Origin of the sequence: Arthrobacter sp. 49Tsu3.1M3 (assembly GCF_900168135.1) — a bacterium.
Taxonomy (GTDB): domain Bacteria; phylum Actinomycetota; class Actinomycetes; order Actinomycetales; family Micrococcaceae; genus Arthrobacter.
Window position 1 is genome coordinate 1 of sequence record NZ_FUZD01000025.1, and the last position, 16546, is coordinate 16546.

Annotated in this window: 15 protein-coding genes and 1 riboswitch; of the genes, 10 read left to right on the forward strand and 5 right to left on the reverse strand. The window is 68.3% G+C overall.

What is annotated here, in order from left to right:
* The 5 genes from B5X90_RS18700 to B5X90_RS18720 form a co-directional block, all read right to left on the reverse strand.
* The coding region (locus B5X90_RS18700; protein ID WP_143264802.1) for a helix-turn-helix domain-containing protein at positions 1 to 182 on the reverse strand (182 nt) is incomplete at its 3' end.
* A gap of 278 nt (positions 183 to 460) precedes the next feature.
* Positions 461 to 1126 carry a hypothetical protein gene (locus tag B5X90_RS18705; RefSeq protein WP_256860331.1) on the reverse strand — a complete coding sequence of 222 codons (666 nt, stop codon included), beginning with the start codon at positions 1124 to 1126 and terminating at the stop codon, positions 461 to 463.
* Positions 1123 to 1845 (reverse strand): dienelactone hydrolase family protein, encoded by a 723-nt coding sequence (locus B5X90_RS18710; protein ID WP_179129210.1) that lies wholly within the window; start codon positions 1843 to 1845, stop codon positions 1123 to 1125. The genes B5X90_RS18705 and B5X90_RS18710 overlap by 4 nt, the downstream gene beginning before the upstream one ends.
* A gap of 64 nt (positions 1846 to 1909) precedes the next feature.
* On the reverse strand, positions 1910 to 2455 hold the full coding sequence (locus B5X90_RS18715; protein ID WP_143264817.1) for a flavodoxin domain-containing protein: 546 nt from the start codon (positions 2453 to 2455) through the stop codon (positions 1910 to 1912).
* Between the two features lie 165 nt (positions 2456 to 2620).
* Positions 2621 to 3292, reverse strand: a complete 672-nt coding sequence (locus B5X90_RS18720; RefSeq protein WP_079555432.1) for a vitamin K epoxide reductase family protein — start codon at positions 3290 to 3292, stop codon at positions 2621 to 2623.
* A 483-nt stretch (positions 3293 to 3775) separates the two neighbouring features.
* Between B5X90_RS18720 and B5X90_RS18725 the strand changes: the two genes are divergently transcribed.
* The 10 genes from B5X90_RS18725 (at position 3776) to B5X90_RS18770 (ending at position 16545) form a co-directional block, all read left to right on the forward strand.
* The gene (locus B5X90_RS18725) at positions 3776 to 7012 is read left to right on the forward strand and encodes an Rne/Rng family ribonuclease (protein ID WP_079555433.1); all 3237 of its coding nucleotides are present in this window, start codon (positions 3776 to 3778) and stop codon (positions 7010 to 7012) included.
* 148 nt (positions 7013 to 7160) lie between these two features.
* Positions 7161 to 7258, forward strand: a riboswitch (TPP riboswitch).
* Positions 7241 to 8908 carry a bifunctional hydroxymethylpyrimidine kinase/phosphomethylpyrimidine kinase gene (locus B5X90_RS18730; RefSeq protein ID WP_256860332.1) on the forward strand — a complete coding sequence of 556 codons (1668 nt, stop codon included), beginning with the start codon at positions 7241 to 7243 and terminating at the stop codon, positions 8906 to 8908. (Overlaps the previous riboswitch by 18 nt.)
* A 402-nt stretch (positions 8909 to 9310) precedes the next feature.
* Positions 9311 to 9619, forward strand: a complete 309-nt coding sequence (gene rplU, locus B5X90_RS18735) for a 50S ribosomal protein L21 (protein ID WP_018773353.1) — start codon at positions 9311 to 9313, stop codon at positions 9617 to 9619.
* Positions 9620 to 9680: 61 nt separating this feature from the next.
* On the forward strand, positions 9681 to 9944 hold the full coding sequence (gene rpmA / locus B5X90_RS18740) for a 50S ribosomal protein L27 (protein ID WP_009372867.1): 264 nt from the start codon (positions 9681 to 9683) through the stop codon (positions 9942 to 9944).
* Positions 9945 to 10061: 117 nt separating this feature from the next.
* Positions 10062 to 11651: a GTPase ObgE gene (gene obgE / locus B5X90_RS18745; RefSeq protein ID WP_079555434.1), complete on the forward strand. Its 1590-nt coding sequence runs from the start codon at positions 10062 to 10064 to the stop codon at positions 11649 to 11651.
* Positions 11641 to 12813 carry a glutamate 5-kinase gene (gene proB / locus B5X90_RS18750; RefSeq protein WP_256860333.1) on the forward strand — a complete coding sequence of 391 codons (1173 nt, stop codon included), beginning with the start codon at positions 11641 to 11643 and terminating at the stop codon, positions 12811 to 12813. Before obgE ends, proB begins: the two co-directional genes overlap by 11 nt.
* Before the next feature lie 26 nt (positions 12814 to 12839).
* Positions 12840 to 14225, forward strand: a complete 1386-nt coding sequence (locus tag B5X90_RS18755) for a glutamate-5-semialdehyde dehydrogenase (RefSeq protein ID WP_079555435.1) — start codon at positions 12840 to 12842, stop codon at positions 14223 to 14225.
* 80 nt (positions 14226 to 14305) lie between these two features.
* On the forward strand, positions 14306 to 14545 hold the full coding sequence (locus tag B5X90_RS18760) for a hypothetical protein (protein WP_026537133.1): 240 nt from the start codon (positions 14306 to 14308) through the stop codon (positions 14543 to 14545).
* A gap of 55 nt (positions 14546 to 14600) precedes the next feature.
* Complete coding sequence (gene nadD, locus B5X90_RS18765; protein ID WP_372702900.1) at positions 14601 to 15284, forward strand: nicotinate-nucleotide adenylyltransferase; 684 nt, start codon at positions 14601 to 14603, stop codon at positions 15282 to 15284.
* A 7-nt stretch (positions 15285 to 15291) separates the two neighbouring features.
* Complete coding sequence (locus B5X90_RS18770) at positions 15292 to 16545, forward strand: hypothetical protein (protein WP_079555437.1); 1254 nt, start codon at positions 15292 to 15294, stop codon at positions 16543 to 16545.
* Position 16546: the final 1 nt, after the last annotated feature.

Here is a 16546-nt window from a genome sequence, read left to right on the forward strand (position 1 = left end):
CGGCTTGAGCGGTCCTGCAGACCGGCCGCGCCCTCGGCCCGGAAACGTCTGACCCACCGGTACGCCGTCTGCCGGGACACACCCAGCTCCGCGGCGATATGGGCGACCGGGCGGCCTGCGGCCACACGGTCAACGATCAGGAGTCTTCCATGAACTGTTAGACGGGCATTAACGTGGGACACGAGGACCTCCGAGCGCAAAGTGTGTGAACTAGACAGCTCCACTTAGCCCGGAGGTCCTCCTCGTTTTCAAGCCCTACATGTCAACAACGTCCCGGCGCAGTACATCTAGCCCAAATTCCGGGACACCCCCAGCGAGGGGACAGTTAAGGCCAATGTTCGTACCGGACATTGGCCTTAACTGTGCCGTCCTTAACTGTTCCCTCGCTGGCTGGCACCCCGCGGGGGAGAGCCCCTGGGGCGGGCGGGGCCCCTGGCCCGCTCCGGGCCGCTGGGACCTCTCAGCGGCTGGCGAGGCGCACAAGATTCGAGAACTGACGGGTCTGCATGACCCAGTGCGAGGGCTCCAGCACGGCGATGCTCAGGATCGGTTGCAGCCATCGCGGCCGCAGCGACCAGTACCCGCTGACTACCAGCCGGGTGCGCTCACCCGCGGACTCCCGCAGCTCGAATCCCCAGAGCGAGTCGGTGTAATAGCGCGGCCGGGTTCGTGCCGGGTCGAATGGGCGCCCCCGGAGATCGACCGACATACGCAGGCCCAGGAACCGCTCGGGTTCAAGTGCCGCGACCCCCCACCACTCGCTGCCGTCGGGCTTCGCCGCCAGACGGTCACCAGCGGCGATCTCCTGCCACTCGGGATGGATGCTCTCTGCGCTGCGGCGCCCGAAGTTGTCGAGACGGTCCCAGCTGTACCAGCCCGCTCGATCCGTTCCCATCTGCACCAGCCAGGGCCACACGTGGGAAGGGGGCGCATCGATGGTCACCGCCATGGTCGCCCCCCGGGTGCTGCCCGGAATCAACCCCGCACCCGGGTAAGGTCCCCGCACTTCGTCAACGGTCGCGCCCCAGCGAAGCAGGCGTGGCCGCATGAGTGCCAGGTAGCCGGCAGCGAAACCGGCCACGGCGCCCGCTGCCAGCAGGGCTACCCTCGGTGCAGGGTGCATCATCGCGCTTCCCCTTCATTGGTCAGGTGTTCCCGGAAGAAGCCGAGGATGCGCAGGCGCGCGTCCTCGGCGGAGGGCTCGTGGTAACCGGCAGCAACCAGCTTCGCGAGCACCTTGTCCCCGAACGTGAGCTCCGACGGGCCATGCCTGTTGAGGAAGCCGTGACCGGCGTCGGGATAGACCTTGATGTCATGGTCGATCCCGGCGTCGGCGAGCAGCGGCTCCAGACGCGCGGGGACCTTGCGCACTCCGGGCCAGCGGTCCCTGGCGCCGTAGCTGCCAACGATGGGGCAGGCCCGGGGCATTGCGCGGGCAGTTTCGTCATCGAGTCCGCCGTAGTTGACGCTTGCCGCGGCGAAGTCATGGTCCGGGGCCAGCATGAGGGCGAACCCGCCGCCCATACAGAAGCCGATCACGCCGATCCGGCCGGTGCAGCCGTCCCGTGCGGCCAGCCACGCGCGGGTGAGGTCCAGGTCGCCGAGGGGCCACCAGCCGCGGATGAGGGACCACAAGCAGGCCGACCTGCGGCCCCAGTAAAACAGGTCGGGCGCCACGGCGAGGAACCCCTCGCCGGCCAGCCAGTCGGCCTGGTCTCTGGTGTCACGGCTCAGGCCGAGTGCGTCATGGATGACGAGGACGCCGGGCCACGGACCGGCACCGGCCGGTGTCGCCGCGTAGGCAGGCATGTCCCCACGTTCGGCGTGAATGTTCACAACCGTCATGGGTCCTCCCGTGCACGCTCCACCCCGCCGGGCGCCCCGGCCGGGCGGTGCAGTCTCGATGGCATTAGCCTGTGATGCTGCCTGAAGACGCGGACGAAGCAGGTTTAGCGAGCTGGGCCGTAATCTGATCCGCCCATTCGTCGACTGCCGCCCAGTCCCGCAAATCCCCAAACCGGCCGCCGGTAAGCCGGAACAACACCCGGAGCGGTGCCGGCATCTGGCCGGCCTGGTAGACGCCGGAGAAGAGTTTGTGGCCCCGAAGCGGAACTTCTTTGATCAGGGCTTCTGCCAGACGTTTCTGTTGCAGTGCCGCGCCGCGCCGGCGAATGGGCTGAGGCAGCGCATCCGCCATCCCTACACTGAAGGCCCAGACGGGCCGACCGGCCAGCTCGCGGGCATGGTGTTTGAAGAACAGCAGAGCCGGGGGCAGCCAGGCCTGGTTGTGGACGGCGCTCCCGACCACGACAGCCTCGTAGCGGGAGAGGGCCTCGACGTCCTCCACGGACCGACACTCTACCTCGCCCAGTGCACCCGCCATGCGGTATGCCATATGTTGGGCCATCTCCCGGGTGGACCCCAAGGCGCTTGCATAGGCGATAAGGACAGTCATGGTGAAGCCTCCGGTCTTCCTGCCTCCAGCCTTATGCAACCTGCGCGCGCGGGGTTGTGCCATAAGTCCCGACCTGGGCCCGGACCCTCTCACCGAAGGGACAGTTAAGGCCAATGCCCGGCGCGAGCATTGGCCTTGACTGTCTCTTCGGTGCGGTTGGGGCGTTTAGTAGCCGGAGGTTCCGATGAAAACCTGGATGAAGGCGAAGAAGATCGTCGCGACGACGGCGACGTACAGCAGCGCAGTAATGATCCAGCCGGAGTCGCCGATCACCTTGGTGGGACCGGCGGGCAGGGCAATCACGCCGTGGGAGATGTTCCGCACGCTCACCCAGACGAACAGCGGGATCATCACGGCCCAGACGATCATGCAGAACGGGCAAAGGATGTGGATGGCGTATAGGGCCTGGGACCAGAGCCAGACCACGAACGCGAAGCCCAGCGTCACGCCCGCCTGAAGCCCCAGCCAGTACCACCGGGCAAACCGGGCACCGGCCAGGATACCCATGGCCGTGGTGATGATCACAGCGAAGGCGACAATCCCGATAAACATGTTGGGGAAGCCGAACACGGAACTCTGCGGTGTCTGCATGACCTGGCCGCAGGAGATCCACGGGTTCACGTCGCAGACCGTGACGTGGTTCGGGTCCTTCAGGACCTCCAGCTTCTCCAGCACCAGGGCTCCGGATGCGAGCCAGCCGATGACGCCGGTGATCAGCAGGAGCCACGCGAACGGGCGGTCGCGGGTCATCGTGGGAAGGGACCGCGCCGCGGGGGCCGGGCGGGAACCCGGTTGCTGCACGGTCGCGTCGCCGGCAGTGCTGGAGATGCTGGGCATGGAAATTGAGTCCTTTTTTAGTCGTCTTGACCGGGTGCTTCCTGCCCCGATTGTAACGCCGCAGGCTGAGCAGTGCCGGAGAACGGCCCCGTCCGCCGCGCCCGGCCGGACCCGTTGCACTTCCGGCACCGCCTACGCCTGCTTTCACGGCTCCTGTGAGACAATGATCGTGGCTGGAACCCGATCCACATCCGGATTCCGGTCCGGCGATTTTGTTTCAAGACCGCCAATGATGAGCAGGGAGCTGCGGATCCTCTGATTCCAGCTGTCCCGCAATGCCATTGGACGGCACCTGGTTGTGGCGTGTAGGTCAACGGGTTCCAAAACAATCTCGCCGGCCCTCCAGGGCTGCCGCACCCCACTGCCGGTGCGAACCTGAGGGTATCCAATTGACTTCTGTCAATGCCTGCGGGTGTTGACGCATATTTGCCCCCAAGGGGCGCCGAATGTGGCGGCGCATCAGGGGCAGGAGTGTCGCCACATATGGATAATGACCAGGTTGTAGCCGGAAACGAAGAACTAGTAGTCGCCGGGGAAGCGCAGGGAACTGCGGAAGCCGAGGCTCCGGTAGCGCCGAAGAGGGCCGTCCGGACCCGCCGGAAGGCGCCCGTCTCCAAGGTCAACGCCGCGGAGGCGGCCGAGGCTGTGGCCGAAGCCGCGGCCCTGGCCGACGCGGCCGGCTCAGATGAGCCCGTCCGGGGCCGCCGTAAGGCAGTCAACGTCGAAGCTGCCGTAGCTGAGCCTGCTGAACCCGAAGCTCCTGCCGCCGAGACTGCGGCCAAGGCGCCCGCGCGGCGCACCCGGACCCGGAAAGCTGTAGCAGCCCCGGAACCGTTGCCTGCCTTCGCCGGCGACGCCGAAGCCGGGGCACCTGACGCGGCTGAGGCACCCGCGGCAGCTGGCACTGACGCAGCTGCCGCCGCCGAGACGGTTGCAGAGAAGCCGGTCCGCCGCCGCGCCAGCCGTGCCAAGGCCGCCCCGAAGGCCGAAGAAGCACCCGCTGCAGTACTCCCGGCCGAAGAAACCGCCGCTGCGGAAGCACCCGCTGCGGAAGCCGCGGCAGTCCAGCCCGCCGCAGCCCAGCCCGAAGAGCCGGAAGCCCGGCCCGAGGAAAGCCCGGCCGCGTCGCTGTTCATGGAACCGGGCGCCCTCACTTCCGTCATCTTCCAGGCCCCGGACCTGAGCACCGTGGTGCGTCAGGCCCCCGTTGCCGCGGCAGCAGCTGAGCCCGAGGACGAAGAAGGCGACGAGGACGAGGATGCCGGCAACCGCCGTCGGCGCCGCAGCCGCGGCCGGCGCGGCCGCACCCGCACCTCTGCCGAGTCCGACACCGACTCGGAAGGCACTGAAGAAGAGGGCGATGAAGGCTCCGAGGTAATCCTCGAAGACGGTGTGACTTCCCGCCGCCGCCGCCGCCGTCGCCGCGGTGACCAGGACCTGGAGCTGACCGGCGGGGAAGGCGACGATCCGCCTAACACGGTGACCCGCGTCCGTGCGCCGCGTGCGATGGCCGAGGCGCCGGTGAACAACCGCGTCACTTCTGTCAAGGGCTCCACCCGCCTGGAAGCCAAGAAGCAGCGCCGCCGCGAATCCCGCGACACCGGCCGCCGCCGCACCGTCATCACCGAGGCCGAGTTCCTGGCCCGCCGCGAGTCCGTGGACCGCCAGATGATCGTCCGCCAGCGCGACGACAGAATCCAGATCGGTGTCCTTGAAGACGGCGTCCTGGCTGAGCACTTCGTGTCCAAGACCCAGCAGGACTCACTGATCGGCAACGTTTACCTGGGCAAGGTCCAGAACGTGCTGCCCTCCATGGAGGCCGCTTTCGTGGACATCGGCCGCGGCCGCAACGCCGTGCTCTACGCCGGTGAAGTGAACTGGGAGTCCGTCAACCTCGAGGGCAAGCAGCGCCGGATCGAAAACGCGCTGAAGTCCGGCGACTCCGTGCTGGTCCAGGTCACCAAGGACCCGGTCGGCCACAAGGGCGCCCGCCTCACCAGCCAGATCTCGCTGCCCGGCCGGTACCTCGTGTATGTGCCCGGCGGTTCCATGACCGGCATCTCCCGCAAGCTGCCCGACGTCGAACGCAACCGCCTCAAGCGGATCCTCAAGGACCGCCTGCCCGAGGACGCGGGCGTCATTGTCCGCACCGCGGCCGAGGGGGCTTCCGAGGAAGAGCTGACCCACGACATCAACCGCCTCCGCGCGCAGTGGGAAGGCATCGAGAGCCAGTCGACGTCCACCAAGATCCTGGCCCCCGAGCTGCTCTACGGCGAACCTGACCTGACCATCAAGGTGGTCCGGGACGTCTTCAACGAGGACTTCTCCAAGCTGATCGTCTCCGGCGAGGAAGCCTGGGACACCATCGAGGCCTACGTCACCTACGTCGCACCTGACCTCGTGGGCCGGCTCGAGAAGTGGACCAAGGACACGGACATCTTCGCGGCCTGGCGCATCGACGAGCAGATCCACAAGGCCCTGGACCGGAAGGTCTTCCTGCCCTCGGGTGGTTCGCTCGTGATCGACCGCACCGAAGCCATGACCGTGGTGGACGTCAACACCGGCAAATTCACCGGCTCCGGCGGCAACCTCGAGGAAACCGTCACCAAGAACAACCTGGAAGCGGCCGAAGAAGTCGTCCGGCAGCTGCGCCTGCGCGATATTGGCGGCATCATCGTGATCGACTTCATCGACATGGTGCTCGAATCCAACCGCGACCTCGTGCTGCGCCGCATGGTGGAGTGCCTGGGCCGGGACCGGACCAAGCACCAGGTGGCCGAGGTGACCTCGCTGGGCCTCGTACAGATGACCCGCAAGCGGATGGGCACCGGGCTGCTGGAAGTCTTCGGCGAACAGTGCGAAACGTGTGCGGGCCGCGGCATCGTCACCCACGACGAGCCGGTGGAGCACCGCCGCGCCAACACGGTCGCCGCGGAGCACTATGTGCCGCGCACCGAGGCGCAGCCTGCTGCCCGCCCGGAACGCAAGAGCCGTCGCCGCGGCAGGGGAGGCCAGGGCGTGGAGACCGCGCCGGCCGCACCCGCACCCGTCCACGCCGAACCCACTGAGGCCGAACGCCACGCCAAGGCCGAGGCCACCCGTGCCGCGCTGGCCAACATCGCAGCCGCGGCGCACGCCGCGCACCTGCACGACGGGGAGGCAGCCGCAGCCAGCGACGCCGGGGCCCGCCAGGCCGCCGTCGACGCCGTCACGCAGCTCGCGGCCGCCGACGAGGCAGCCGGCCGCCCCGCAACGGTGCTGACGTTTGGCGGCGAGCAGGTGGCGCTGCCCTTCGTCGAGCACGCGGAGGACGCGCCGTCACCGGCCCTGACCCTGGACCTGCTGACCGAGGCCTTCGCCAACCTGGGCGAAGCCGAAGCCGGCAAGCAGGCCGAGGATCAGGCCGCCGGCCAGGCGGCGCCTGTTGCCGCCCCGGAGGCGACGGCGCCCGAGGCGCCGTCGGCCGTCCGCGCGGCCGAGGCGCCGGCGTCACGCACGGCTGACACCACGCGCGGCCGCCGCGGGCGCCGCAACCGGAGTGCCAGCCGCGCCCAGGGCGCTGCCAACGAAACCTCCGTGGAGCACCGCGAGGCAACCCGGCCGGCCGCGGCCGGATCGGTCCACGAGGCCAAGGCTCCCGCTGCGGCCAAGCCCGCGTCCATCCCGGCCGGCAACGAGCCGATCATCCTCGGGGTCGGCGTGCCGGCGTCGGAGCTGTAGTCCTCCGCGACTGACCACGTCCCCGACCAGTCGCTATTTCGACTGGTCGGGCTGCGGGTCCGGGTCCGGGCAGACGTAACATACGTCCGCCCAGGCCCGGGCCCGCCCGTGCGTTAACGGGTCCGCATGGTGGCAGCGGCTAGGCTGGAACACTGACACGGGGTGCCGGGCATCGGGCCGGCTGAGATCCAGACCCGTTGAACCTGTCCGGTTAGCACCGGCGAAGGGATGTCTGCCTTGTCCGCGAGATCGAATCCGTCCGAGTTCCTGCCCAGCGAGTTTCTGCACAGCGAGTCTCTGCCGGCGCCGCCGCGCATTCCCCGCGTGCTGGCCATCGCCGGCTCCGATCCCTCCGGCGGGGCCGGAATCCAGGCCGACCTGAAGAGCATCGCGGCCAACGGCGGCTACGGCATGGCCGCCATCACCGCCCTGACAGCGCAGAACACCCAGGGCGTGCGCGCCGTCCACGTTCCCCCGGCGGCGTTCCTCACAGCGCAGCTGGACGCCATCAGCGACGACATCGGCATCGACGCCGTCAAGATCGGCATGCTCGGTGACGCCGCCGTGATCGACGCCGTCCGCAGCTGGCTGGAAAAGGTGCGCCCCGCCGTCGTGGTCCTGGACCCGGTGATGGTCGCCACCAGCGGTGACCGTCTGCTGCAGGAATCCGCCGAGGCCGCCCTGCAGGCCCTCCTGCCGCTGGCGGACCTCATCACGCCCAACCTCGCCGAACTCGCCATCCTGCTCAAGGAACCCGTCGCGGCCGACTGGTCCGAGGCCCTGGCGCAAGGCAAGCGGCTGGCCGCCCTGACCGGCACGACCGTCCTGGTTAAGGGCGGACACCTCCAGGGCGGCGAGCCCGGGGACGGGCAGGCCCACGACGCCGACGGCAACGGCCCCGCCAACGACACCAACGACGCCGGCGCCGGCTGCCCGGATGCGCTGGTCAACACCGGCGGCCTGCTCGGCCAGGAAACGGTGGTGGTGCCGGGGGAGCGGATCGCGACGCGCAACAGTCACGGCACCGGCTGCTCCCTGTCCTCGGCCATGGCCACCGTGCAGGCCCGGGTGGGGAACTGGGAAGCGGCGCTGCGGGAAGTCAAGCCGTGGCTGCTGGGCGCGCTCCGCGAAGCCTCGGCCCTGGACGTCGGCACCGGCAACGGCCCGGTCCACCACTTCCACCACCTCCACGGCGGGCAGGGCCTCAAAGGCGGCCAGCGCCGCCCGGCCGGGCACGGTCCGGCGGCGGGGGAGTTCGCCGCAGCCCTGCGCGCAGGAGCCACGGGCGATCTTGAGGCGATTTACGCCCTGGACTTCGTCCGCGGACTCGCTGACGGCACCTTGCCCGAGCACGAGTTCGCGTACTACCTCGCCCAGGACGCCATCTACCTCAACGGCTACTCCCGGGTCCTGGCCCGGGCCGCGGCGATTGCCCCCACCGAGGCCGAGCAGCTGTTCTGGGCCCGTTCGGCGCAGACCTGCCTGGAAGTCGAATCCGAGCTGCACCGTTCCTGGCTCAGCACCCGCCCCACGGCCTCCACCCTGGGCCCGGTCACGAAAGCGTACGTGGACCACCTGCTGGCCGCCTCGGTCTCCGGTAGCTATGGCGTCCTGGTGGCGGCGGCGCTGCCCTGCTTCTGGCTCTACGCCGAGGTCGGTTCCACGCTGCACCGGGAGTTCCTGGCCGGCGGCGCCCCCGGGGAGCACCCCTACGCCAGCTGGCTGCGGACCTACGCCGACGAGGCCTTCGCCGCCGCGACCCGGCAGGCCATCGCGTACACGGACACGGCGGCCAGGCGGGCATCGGAGAGCGAGCGGGAGGCAATGGCCCTGGCTTTCCGGCAGTCATCGCGCTACGAAGTGGACTTCTTCGACGCGCCGCGGCTGTACGCCTGACACGAGCCGGTCCGGACTACCGGTACGATGGTGGGGCACGGTTCCGGAAGTCGTTGCGGCAGCACAGCTCAAGATGGTCAAGATCCCGGCCAAGAACATTGGCAGGGTCTTTGCATCAAGACGTTGTGGCGCCTATCACGGACTACCCGCCGGAACCAGCCTCATTTGCGGCCGAAGGCAAAATTAGCGTATTCTAGATCTTCGGTGCTTACGCCAACACTTGGGTTATGACCCTGAGAACAGTCCGCTTGGAATTCCAAATGGATTTGTTCCGGGGATAGCTCATGGGTTCCCCCGGGGAATCCACCGGCGTTGAGGCACAGCGTGAGCCGGTCCAAACAATTTGGCCCCTGGTTCCGCACGCAAATCTAGTAATAAACGTCGAGAGAAGTGAGTTCCCCAGTGGTGTACGCGATTGTCCGCGCAGGCGGCCGCCAAGAGAAGGTTTCCGTTGGAGACTTCGTTACCCTGAACCGCGTCCCCGGTGGAGCCGGCAGCACCTTTGAGTTGCCCGCACTGCTCCTGGTGGACGGTGACAAAGTCACGTCTGCTGCTGCGGACCTGGCCAAGGTAACGGTTACGGCTGAGATCCTCGAAGACCTCCGTGGTCCGAAGATCGTCATCCAGAAGTTCAAGAACAAGACCGGTTACAAGAAGCGTCAGGGCCACCGTCAGGAACTGACCAAGGTCAAGATCACCGGTATCAAGTAACTCTTCGTTACTGTTCAGGTTCCAGCAGATTCCCCAGAATTTTTGAAGGCAGGCATTTCAAATGGCACATAAAAAAGGCGCGAGTTCCACTCGCAACGGTCGTGACTCCAACGCCCAGTACCTCGGCGTCAAGCGCTTCGGTGGCCAGGTAGTTTCCGCAGGCGAGATCATCGTCCGCCAGCGCGGCACCCACTTCCACCCGGGCGCCGGCGTAGGCCGCGGCGGGGACGACACCCTGTTCGCCCTGACCCCCGGTGCTGTCGAGTTCGGCACCCGCCGTGGTCGCCGCGTTGTGAACATCGTGGCTGCTGCAGCTGCAGAGTAACAATAAGTTCTAAATCGGTGGGGCGGGCCATTAGGTCCGCTCCACCGGTGTTTTAACCGCATTACAATCATCTTGGGCCTCTTTGGGGGTCCGGGGAACAGCACTGAGGAGATCCACGTGGCGAGCTTTGTAGACCGGGTAGTACTGCACGTATCCGGCGGTACCGGCGGCCACGGCTGTGTCTCCGTCCACCGCGAGAAGTTCAAGCCCCTCGGCGGTCCCGACGGCGGCAACGGCGGCAACGGCGGCGACGTCATCCTGCGCGTGGACCCCCAGACCACCACCCTGCTCGACTACCACCACGCGCCCCACCGGCACGCCACCAACGGCGGCCCCGGCATGGGCGACTGGCGCGGCGGCAAAAACGGCGAAACCCTGATTCTTCCGGTGCCGGTCGGCACCGTGGTGAAGTCCAAGTCCGGCGAAGTCATCGCCGACCTCGTGGCCGAAGGCGACGAATACATCGCCGCCGCCGGCGGCATCGGCGGCCTCGGCAACGCCTCCCTGTCCTCCCAGAAGCGCCGCGCGCCCGGCTTCGCGCTGCTCGGCATCGAAGGCGAATCCAGCGACGTTGTCCTGGAACTGAAGTCCATCGCGGACATCGCCCTCGTCGGCTTCCCCTCCGCCGGCAAGTCCAGCCTGATCGCCGCCATGTCCGCCGCCCGGCCGAAGATCGCGGACTATCCCTTCACCACCCTCATCCCCAACCTCGGCGTCGTCCAGGCCGGTGAGGTCCGCTTCACCATTGCCGACGTCCCCGGCCTGATCGAGGGCGCCAGCGAGGGCAAGGGACTGGGCCACCACTTCCTGCGCCACGTCGAGCGGTGCGCCGCCCTGGTGCACGTGCTGGACTGCGGCACCCTCGAATCGGACCGCGATCCGCTCTCCGACCTCGCCATCATCGAGGCCGAGCTGGAGAAGTACGCCGTGGACATGAGCTACAGCGGGTCCGACGGCGAAGTCGTTCCGCTGAACCACCGCCCCCGCCTGGTGGCCCTGAACAAGGTCGACCTGCCCGACGGTAAGGACATGGCCGAGTTCGTCCGCCCGGAGCTCGAATCCCGGGGCTACAAGGTCTTCGAAATCTCTGCGACGAGCCACGAAGGTCTCCGCCAGCTCGGCTTCGCCATGGCCGAAATCGTCAAGGCCGCCCGCGACGCCGTCGCCGCGACCCCGCCGAAGGTACACGCCCCCGTGCTCCGCCCCCGCGCCGTCAACGAGACCGGCTTCACGATCCGCCGCGAGGAAAAGAACCTCGAGCCGCTCTTCCGCGTCCTCGGCGACAAGCCCGTGCGCTGGGTCAAGCAGACCGACTTCACCAACGAGGAAGCCATCGGCTACCTCGCCGACCGCCTGGCCAAGCTCGGCGTCGAAAATGAACTGTTCAAGCAAGGCGCCAAGCCGGGCGACATGGTGGTCATCGGCGAGGACGACGGCGTCGTCTTCGACTGGGAGCCGACCATGATGGCCGGTGCCGAGCTGCTCGCCTCACCCCGCGGCACCGACGTTCGCTTCGCCGACATCGGCGACCGCCCGACGCGTGGCCAGAAGCGCGACGAACAGCAGGAACGCCGCGACGCCAAGGCCGCCGCCCGCGCCGAGCTCGAAGCCGAACGCAAGGCCGGCATCTGGACCGAATCCGTCAGCAGCCGCCGCGCGCGGCAGCCGCTCAAGGAGAGTGGACTGGGCGAAGCCGATGACGAGTAAGACCGTCGTCGAGCACCGGTCCCAGCCGCTCAAGGCCCAGACCATCAACGCCCCGGACCGCTCCGCGCTGTCCGGGGCCCGCCGGATCGTCGTCAAGGTCGGCTCGTCCTCGCTGACCTCCATCAAGGGCGGGATCTCCGAAGAGGCCCTGACCGGGCTCGCCGACGCCCTGGCGCACAAGCGAAACGCGGGCGCGGAGATCATCCTGGTGTCCTCCGGCGCGATCGCCGCCGGCCTCGCCCCGCTCGGCCTCGAGAAGCGCCCCCGCGACCTCGCCACCCAGCAGGCCGCGGCCAGTGTGGGCCAGGGCCTGCTGATGGCCCGCTACACCCACGCCTTCGGCGCGCACGGAGTTACCGTCAGCCAGGTGCTGTTGACCGCGGATGACTTCATGCGCCGCAGCCAGCACACCAACGCGTTCCGCGCACTGGACCGGCTGCTGAACCTCGGCGTTGTCCCGGTGGTCAACGAAAACGACACCGTAGCCACACACGAGATCCGCTTTGGCGACAACGACCGCCTCGCTGCCCTGGTGGCGCACCTGGTCCGCGCCGACGCGCTCGTGCTGCTGTCCGACGTCGACTCCCTGTACGACGGTCCGCCGTCGCACGGCGCCAAGCGAATTCCGCACGTCTCCGGCCCCCACGACCTCGACGGCGTCTCGATCGGCAGCACCGGCAAGGCCGGCGTGGGCACGGGCGGCATGGTCACCAAAGTCGAAGCCGCCAGCATCGCGGCGGGGTCGGGCATCCACGCCCTCGTAACATCCACCGCCAATGCGGCCGCCGCGCTGGCCGGCGAGGACGTGGGCACGTGGTTCTCCGTCAACGGCGCGCGCAAGCCCATCCGGCTCCTGTGGCTGGCCCACCTGGCATCCGTGCGCGGCACCCTGGTGCTCGACGACGGGGCGGTCAAGGCCGTCCGCGACCGCCGCACCTCGCTGCTGCCGGCCGGAATCGCCGCGGTCAAGGGCGACTTCGAGGCCGGCGACGCCGTGGAGATGGTGTCCGTAGACAACACCGTGATTGCCCGCGGGCTGGTCAACTACTCGGCCGCCGAGCTGCCCCAAATGCTGGGCCGCTCCACCCATGAGCTCGGCAAGGCACTGGGCCGCGGATATGACCGCGAAGTTGTTCATGTTGACGACCTGGTGCTGGTCTAGGTTCCCCCGACGCCTAAACTGGAAGCATGACTGAGGCCCTGACTTCCGCTGCCGTGACTGATGTGCCTGCCGGCACCGTTTCCGCCCGTAGCGCCGCGCCCGCCCAAGGGTTCGCCGCGGCGCCGGATCCGGCCGCCGCCCCTGGCACGGCAGCAGAGACCGAAGCAGCCGTCCACGCGATCGCAGACCGCTCACGTAACGCTGCCCACAAGATGGCGCGTGCCAACCGGGCCTGGAAGGACCGGGGCCTGCGCGCCATCGGCAAGGCGCTGGTGGAACACAAGCACCAGATCATGGCCGCCAACGCCAAGGACGTCGCCGCCGGCCGGGCCGCCGGCACCAGCGCCGCCCTGCTGGACCGCCTGACGCTGACCGACTCACGCATCACGGCCCTCGCCGCCGCACTGGAAAACCTGGCCACCCTGCCCGATCCTGTCGGAAACGTCGTGAGGGGCCAAACCCTCCCCAACGGGCTGCGCCTGCGCCAGATCAACGTACCCATGGGCGTGGTGGCCGCGATCTATGAGGCCCGCCCGAACGTCACGGTCGACATCGCCGGACTGGCCCTCAAGAGCGGCAACGCCGTCATCCTGCGCGGCGGATCCGCCGCCGCCGCCACCAACGCCGCCCTGATCACCATCCTCCGGGATGCGCTGGAATCGGTGGGCCTGCCCGCCGACGCCGTCCAGACCGTGGACCAGTACGGCCGCGACGGCGCCAACGCGCTCATGCGGGCGCGCGGCCGGGTGGACGTGCTCATTCCCCGCGGCGGGCGCGAGCTGATCCAGACCGTGGTGACGAACTCCTCCGTGCCGGTCATCGAGACCGGTGAAGGCAACGTCCATATCTTCCTGGACGCTTCCGCCAGCGAGGAAATGGCCGTGGAGATCCTCCTCAACGCCAAGACCCAGCGGCCCAGCGTCTGCAACACCGTCGAAACGCTCCTGGTGCACTCCAAGTCCACCGTCCTTCCCGCGGTCGCCGCCGCGTTGCGGGCTGCCGGGGTCACCCTGCACGTGGACCAGCGCATCCGCGCCGCCCTGCCGGCCTCGGTCCAGTCCGTGCCGGCCACGGAAGAGGACTGGGCCACCGAATACATGAACCTGGACCTGGCGGTGGCCATGGTGGACAGCCTGGACGAGGCCGTCAGGCACATCCGGAAGTGGTCCACCGGCCACACCGAAGCGATCCTGACCAACGACCTCGCCAACGCCGAGCGCTTCATCGCCGACGTCGATTCGGCCGCCGTGATCGTGAACGCCTCCACCCGCTTCACCGACGGCGGCGAGCTCGGCCTCGGCGCCGAAGTGGGCATTTCCACGCAAAAACTCCATGCCCGCGGCCCCATGGGACTGACCGAACTGACCACGACCAAATGGATCGTGCAGGGCGAGGGCCAGATCCGGGGCTAGCAACGCTGTAACATGGAACGGAAGACCGGAACGGCGGACACCTCCGCCGTCGTCAAAATTTGAACTCACTAGGGGAGAACATGCTGTCGCAGCAGATCGCCACTTTCGTCGCCGCCGCCGGCGAATCGGGCCACGAGGAACTCGCACCGCTCATTGCACCGCCGTTTGTCATTGGCGGCACCATGTTCGCGATCCTGGTGGTCCTGCTGCTGATCACCCTGTCCTACTCCAACCTGGGCCGGCGCCACGTGGCTGTCGAGGAGCACGCGGACCCGCACCGCCAGCACCCGAACAAGCACGATCACGGCCAAGGTCACTAATATTTCCGCCCCCACGAAGCAGCGCGGCGCCCAGCGCCGCCTGCGTCTGGGTGTGATGGGCGGCACGTTCGACCCCATCCACCACGGACACCTTGTCGCGGCCAGTGAGGTCGCGGCCAAGTTCGACCTCGACGAAGTCGTTTTTGTGCCCACCGGCCAGCCCTGGCAGAAGATGGCCAAGAAGGTCAGCGAAGCCGAGCACCGGTATCTCATGACAGTCATCGCCACGGCCTCGAACCCGCGCTTCACCGTAAGCCGGGTGGACGTGGACCGTCCGGGACCGACCTACACGATCGACACCCTACGTGACCTCCGGACCCTGCGTCCGGACGCCGACCTGTTCTTCATCACCGGCGCGGACGCCCTGGCACAGATCTTGTCGTGGAAAGACATCGATGAACTCTGGTCCCTCGCGCACTTTGTGGGCGTAACCCGGCCGGGCCACGTCCTGGATGGCATGGGCCGCAAAGACGTCAGCCTCCTGGAGGTCCCGGCCATGGCCATTTCCTCCACGGATTGCCGCACGAGGGTGGCAGAAGGCAACCCGGTCTGGTACCTCGTGCCCGACGGGGTGGTCCAGTACATCGCCAAGTACGGCCTGTACCACGCCAGCCCCGACGCCGATCGCCTTGAGGCCGGTCACGCCGGGACCGCCAACACGGGAAACGGCGCGGCAGGGACTGCCCCCGCACAGCACGATCCAGCCTTTGAGATAACCCAACCAGCCAGCACTGAATGAGTTTGCCATGAGTCAGGAACAGCCTCCCATCCGCAGCCGCCGCGAATTGCGGCAGGCCAGAGATGAACGTCTGGACACTCCGGGCCCGGGCGAGCCGACGGAGGCCGAAATCACCGGCCGGAGCCGTCGCGTTGCCGACGTCCCGGTGGACTCTGTGCGTGCTGACTCTGCGCCTGCCGGCACGGAGCGGTCTTCCCAGGTCCGGGCACGTGACCGCGCCGCGCTGCGCACCATCAAGGAACTCGCAGAGAAGGAAGGCCAGCTGGCCGGCGGAGGGCCGCCCACGCGACGCCAGTTGAGGCTTTTGGAGCTGGCGACCGAAACTGCCCCGGCCACCCAGGCCAACACCATTGTCCCGGTATCGCCGCGGACCCGTGCCAGCCCGGTGGTCTCCCCGGCCGGGAAGGACGCCGCCTCCAAGGACGCCGCTTCCAAGGATGCCGCCTCCAAGGATGCGGCTCACCCGGCGTCCAAGGATCCCGCTGCGTCCAAGGATCCCGCTGCCGACGGCGCCGGACCGGGCGGGGCGACGCCCGAAGGCATGACCGTGGAGCAGGCGCTGGCCGCCCGCGAACTCCTCGCGGAGCAGGCCAAGAACCAAGTGGCCAAGATGGAACACATTGCGGCCACGGATCCGGAGGCCGTTGATCCGGCCGTCCTGGCCGAGCAGATCGCCCTCGCCGAGCGTGCCGCGATCCTGAACCGCCGCGCCGCCGCCAAGCAGAAGCTTGCCGAACAAAACAGCCAGCCGGCGGCGCCCCGAAACGATCCGACCACGGCCAACAACCTGGCCATGGTCACACCCCTGGAATTCGAGAAGGTTCCCGGCGTGGAGCGGCCCGTCATGAAGCGCCCTGCCACGTCGTACGTCCCCGTTGTCACCAACCCGGGTCCGCGCGTGGACTCGCCACGGAAACCCGGCCTGCGGCGGCCGGGTATCTCCCGCCAGAAGGCCGCAGGTCCTGCTACGGGTTCTGCCGCTGGCAGGGCCGGCGTCCTGGCCCGTGCGGAAGCAGCCGCCAAAGCCGGCACGGCACGGCCGGCGAACGCGGCGAATTCGGTGGGGGAGTCCGAGGAAAGACTCGTCGGCGGGGAACCCGTGGCCGCGAATGCCGCCTACGGGCTCGAACCCCTGGATGCCGCCACCGCCGGGCTCGGCCGGGCGCGCCGCCTGCGCATGCTCCAGCTCGGCGTCCTGGCGGTGGGGATCGTTGCCCTCATTGCCGGCATCACGCTGATCATCACCGGGCTGGCCCACTAGG